Below are 4,556 nucleotides of genomic sequence, written 5' to 3' on the forward strand. Positions count from 1 at the left end.
ACCGGAACGGGATCGGTTCGCCCAAATTCCACACCCACCCATTCTTCCTGCTTGGAGCATCGTTCATGAACCAACCCGTCGAACACGACACCGACAACCACATCGCCGTCATCGCGATGGAGGGACGCTTCCCCGGCGCCCCCGATCTGGCCGCCTTTTGGGACAACCTTCGCCGGGGGGTGGTGTCCCTCCGTTATCGAGACCCTTCCTCCGAAAACGCCGACGGCCCGTCGCCGGACGCGCCGGGAAGCGACCCCTCCCACCCGACACCCACCGGCGACTTCGTGCCCGTCATCGCCCCGCTGGCGGACAAGTATCGCTTCGATGCCGACCTCTTCGGCATCCCCCACCACGAAGCACTGCTCATGGATCCCCAGCTCCGCACGATGCTGGAACTGGCCTGGGCGGTGTTCGAACAGGCGGGTTACGCGCCCGGCAAGGTTCCCGGTCGGGTGGGCGTGTTCACGGCGTCCAGCTTCAGCCAATATTTCACGGGCTCGCTGGCGGCCCATCTGGCGGGCAGGAGCGGCAGCGACTGGCTCCAGGCGCTGCTCGGCAACGACAAAGATTATTTCCCGTCCCAAATCGCCTACCGCCTGGACCTGTGTGGCCCGACCCTGGCGGTCCAAACGGCCTGCTCCAGCGGGCTCAGCACGGTCCATTCCGCCATCCAGAGCCTGCTCAGCGGTGAATGCGACATGGCCCTGGCCGGCGCTGTCTGCCTGAGTGAGCAAGCCGACCGCGGGTACGGCTACCAGGAAGGCGGCATCAACGCCGCCGACGGGGTGGTGCGGCCCTTCGACGCCGATGCCGACGGCACGGTTCCCAGTCAAGGGGCCGGCCTGATGCTGCTGAAGCCCTTGGCCCAGGCCCGCCGCGACGGTGATCGGGTTCGCGGCGTGATCGTCGGTTCGGCGGTCTCCAACGACGGCGCCGGCAAGGCGGCCTTTTACGTGCCGGGCGGACGCGGGCAGAAGCAGGCCTTTCGCGAAGCGCTGGAATTCGCCGACCTGCCCGCCGCGGACCTGGCCTTCATCGAAGCGATGGGCAGCGGCACCCCGGCCGGCGACGCGATCGAAGCCCAGGCGCTCACCGACGTCATACGCACGGAAACGTCGCGAACCGGATTCTGCGCGCTGGGTTCGGTGAAAGCGAACATCGGCCACCTGGAGACTGCCTCGGGTGTCGCCGGCCTGTTCAAGGCCATCCTGGCGCTGGAGCATCGATTCCTGCCAGGCAACCCCAACTTCCGCAGCCCAAACCCGGAGCTGGACCTGGCCGAAGGTCCCTTTTTCGTCAACCACGATCCGCTGCCGCTCGAGGCCGGCACCCGCCCGCTATATGCCGGCGTCAACGCCTACGGCATCGGCGGCAGCAACGCCCACCTGCTGCTCGAAGCGCCGCCGTCCCCACCCACCGCCGAATCCCACGAAGCGCCGCGATTGTTGGTGCTCTCCGCCGCCACCGAAACGGCGTTGGCAGCGCGCGTCACCCAACTGGCGGATCACCTGAACGACCGCGGCGAGACCGGCCTGGAAATGGCTCCCGACGATCTGGCCTTCACCTGCCAGGAGGGACGCAAGCCCCTGCCATTCCGCATGTTCACCGTTTTCGAGAGCCTCGGCGGGTTGGCCGCGATCCTGGCCGATCGAGACCATCCCGACCACGCTGTGGATCACGCCGCCGGAAGAGCCGAGGTTCGCTTTCGGTTCGGCGCCCCGTTGGTCCCGTCCATCAGGGGCGGTCGCGAACTGTACCGCCGGCTGCCGGGGTTCCGCGAGATCGTGAACCACCACCTGGCCCTGCTGAGCCGCGACTTCGATGGAGACCCGAGGACCGCGTCGGGCGGTCGTCTCGATCCCAAAACCCTGTTCGGCGACGGTGACGAGGCATCCTCGCTTGCGAATTTGCTCCTGGGACATCCCGAAGTCGCGCAACCGTTGTGTTTCATTCTCGATTGGGCGTTGGCCCAGACCCTGATTCGCTTGGGCATCGTCCCCAACGAAGCGGTGGGCCAGATTCATGGAAGTGTGACGGCGGCCTGCGTCGCCGGTGTGCTTTCCAGCGAGCATGCCCTGCGGTTTCTGCACCTACACGGCCGGGCCCAAACCGCCGGAGGAAGCGCAAACGAGGCTGGAAACCACCATTGGCAGGCGTTTCTGCGCTCGATCCCCTGGCGGGCCCCAGAGTTCGGGCTGACGATCGGAAACGTTCAGGTGACGGCAGACCGTGCCCGTGATCCGGAGTTCTGGATCGCCACCATGGATCGCACGCACCCAACTCGGGATGTTGCCGCCGAGGCCGGTGCAGCCCCAACCGACTTGGACCTCGATTTCTACGCGGGCGCCGTCCATGCGAGAACCGACGACGACCATTCCGAAAAAAACCACGCCTCGTCCCCGCCGGACCGGACTCGACCATCGGATGGTGCCGCGTTCAAAGCCTTTCTCGAATGCCTGGGCCGGTGTTTCCTGCTGGGTTTGCCCATCGCCTGGGCCGAACTTCACCGGGGCCAGGTGCGCCGCCGCGTTCCCCTGCCCAGCTATCCATTCGAGGGCAAGATCCTCTCGGTTCCGCGAACGGCTCAGGCTGAATCCGTTCCAAAGAAGGCCGCCCAGGTTTCCGAACGGCTGCCCTTTCACGACTGGTTCAGCACGCCCGAATGGGTCCAGGCCCCACTCGCCAAGACACCTCGGGAAGTCACGCCCGCCGAGCCGGTGCTGGTCGCTTTTGGCGAGGAGAAACACGCCCACCTCCTGTGTGACGCACTGGCCTTGCGCGGGGCTACGGTCGTGCGCCTGGTGGCGGGCGCCGGTTTCGAGTCGCCCGGCGACGGGCGGACCGCCTTCCGCGTCGACCCGGACGACGAGGACTCCTGGCGCGCACTCTTCGACGACCTGTCCGCCCGCGATCTTCGCGTCAGCCGGATCTTCTTCCTGGATCCGCCCGGTTCGGAGGGCCCACGCCCAACCTTGGATTGGGCGACGCGGCAAACCAAACGCCTGGTGAATCTGGCCCGCGTCTTTTCGGCGCATCCCTGCCACCTGAATGTGGTGAGTCACGGCTTGGTGGACGTCGCCGGCGAGTCCCAACGCCACCCGGACCAGTCGTTGACGTTGGGGCCTATCCTGGTGGCGCCGTTGGAGTTCCCCCATCTCACCTGCCGCGCCATCGACCTGCCCAGCGGCGGCCCGGGCGAGTCATCTTGGCTCGATCACCTGTCCCAAGTGGCCGACGAGTCCACCGATTCGGACGATGCACTGGTGTGCTACCGCAAGGGCCGGCGCCTGCGACGCATCTACCGCGCAATTCCGGCCCTGTCCGAGCCGGCCCCGGCAGCGCCCACCGAGGGCCGCACCTACCTGGTGACCGGCGGCCTGGGCGGGATCGGTCTCCTGATGGCCGAAGCGCTCGCGGCCCGGCCCGTCAACCTGGTGTTGACCGGACGCACGGCGTTCCCGGAGCCCGACACCTGGACATCCCTTCGTGCCGATCCCGAAACGCCCGAACCGCTCCGGGCCAGGCTGGTGCGGCTGTGCGCCCTGCGCGAGCGCGGTAGCCGGGTGGCTGTCTTTCGTGCGGACAGCGGCGACCTGGAGGCCATGACCCGAGTCGTGATGGAAGCCGAAACTCGCTTCGGTGAGATCCACGGCGTGATTCACGCCGCCGGTGTGATGGCCGCGCGCATGTTGGCGTTCCGCGATGGCTTTCACTCGGCCGTCTATGCCGCCAAGGTCCAGGGCACGCGAATCCTTGGCCGCCTCTTCGCCGACCGCCGCCTGGACTTCCTGATGCTCTTCTCCTCGGTGACGGCCCTGCACGGCTACTACGGTTTGAGCGACTACGTCTCGGCCAACGCCTTTCAGGATGCCTACGCCGCCGAACTGACTTCGCGAACGAGCTTCCCGGTGATGACGGTGAACTGGGACGCCTGGCACGGCGTGGGCATGACCGACCGATCCGAACCCGGTGCGACGAATCCGAACCCCACGCTGGCCCAGGATCGGGGCGCGGTCGCCATTCGCCCGCAAGAAGGCCAGGCCGCATTGGCGCGCCTGATCGCCCTGCACGGGTACACCCAGGTCTGCGTCGCCACCACCGACCTCAATCGAACCAGGGCCCTGCCACCGCTCCAAGTGGATACCTTGCAGCGTCTGGCCCACCTGACCATGCAGCGCGACACCGTCGCAGAGCGCAAGCTGGATCGTCCCTATCGCGCCCCCGAAACCGAACTCGAGACCCAGGTCGCGGCCATCTGGGCAGAAGTGCTCCAGGTTCACCCCGTCGGCCTCGACGATCCCTTCCTGGAGCTCGGCGGCCACAGCCTGCTGGCGCTGAGCCTGACCGCCCGGCTCGTCGAGGCCTTCGACATCGAACTGCCGATCCGCACCCTCTTCGAGGCGCCGACGCCCGCCCTGCTCTCCGCCGCCATCGAAAACCTGCTCCTGGCGGAAATCGACGCGCTCAGCGACGACCAGGCGCTGTCCCTGCTCGACCACTGATCCCCTCCCCCCGCACGAACACCGGCCCAGCTCCACGCCACGAGAAGGTAGACC

1 protein-coding gene is annotated in these 4,556 nt (G+C 67.3%); it reads left to right on the forward strand.

The genetic code is table 11. The features are described from left to right. Positions 1-65 precede the first annotated feature (65 nt). On the forward strand, positions 66-4,502 hold the full coding sequence (locus J3U87_RS30980) for a type I polyketide synthase (RefSeq protein WP_237379674.1): 4,437 nt from the start codon (positions 66-68) through the stop codon (positions 4,500-4,502). Positions 4,503-4,556 lie beyond the last annotated feature (54 nt).

The organism is Sulfidibacter corallicola, assembly GCF_017498545.1.
Lineage (GTDB): Bacteria > Acidobacteriota > Holophagae > Acanthopleuribacterales > Acanthopleuribacteraceae > Sulfidibacter > Sulfidibacter corallicola.

Coding starts and splice junctions, on each gene's coding strand:
- J3U87_RS30980 (WP_237379674.1), top strand. CDS start 66: ATGAACCAACCCGTCGAACACGACACCGACAACCACATCGCCGTCATC.